General features: G+C 57.6%; 1 pseudogene. It reads left to right on the forward strand.

Going from position 1 to position 644, the window contains the following annotated elements:
• Positions 1–644, forward strand: a pseudogene (locus tag B347_RS24655) (hypothetical protein); the annotation flags it as partial.

Below are 644 nucleotides of genomic sequence, written 5' to 3' on the forward strand. Positions count from 1 at the left end.
AACACTCACACCAGCGACAAAGTTGAACAATACATCGACCTGCCCGCCATGAATCAATGGCTCGACACAACAGCCCCCGCACACTTCGATCACCTGAAGAACCGACATGAAGCCCTATATGCCGACCGTGGCGTGTACTTGCTGCGACACCACAGCGGCACTTGGTGTGTGGATTACCACGACAGCGAACACCGTGAATGGCTGGATGAACTGGCCTTGGCCTGCCTTAGCGCGCAGTGCTTGCGCAAAGTTGGGGCTGAGCAATACGCAGAGTACGTGCGCAGCGCGGATGACGGCGCGTTGCGGCAATTGTTCTACGGCTGGAGCCCCACACTTGAGGGGGCGGTTAATACCAGCAGCCGTGCGGCTGAACTGATGGCGGCGCTAGCAATTGAAAATCAGGCCAATGCGATGGCCGCAATGAGTAAGGTGCTGGGACCGCAAGGGCTCAACATCCTGTCTCGCCTAGGCGCGCTGGCAAGTGACGCCACGGGTCTGTGGAACACACTTGTAAAACGCCTGAGCGCTTCATTGCTATTACTCAGCAGCAAAGCGGGCGAACCGCTAAAAGGCCCGTGGCTGGCCATCATGAGTGCCACCCGAGCCGCTCACCAAATTGGCCTGCGCTTAATTGTCCAAGGTAA

This window comes from Pseudomonas psychrophila HA-4, assembly GCF_000282975.1.
GTDB lineage: Bacteria > Pseudomonadota > Gammaproteobacteria > Pseudomonadales > Pseudomonadaceae > Aquipseudomonas > Aquipseudomonas psychrophila_A.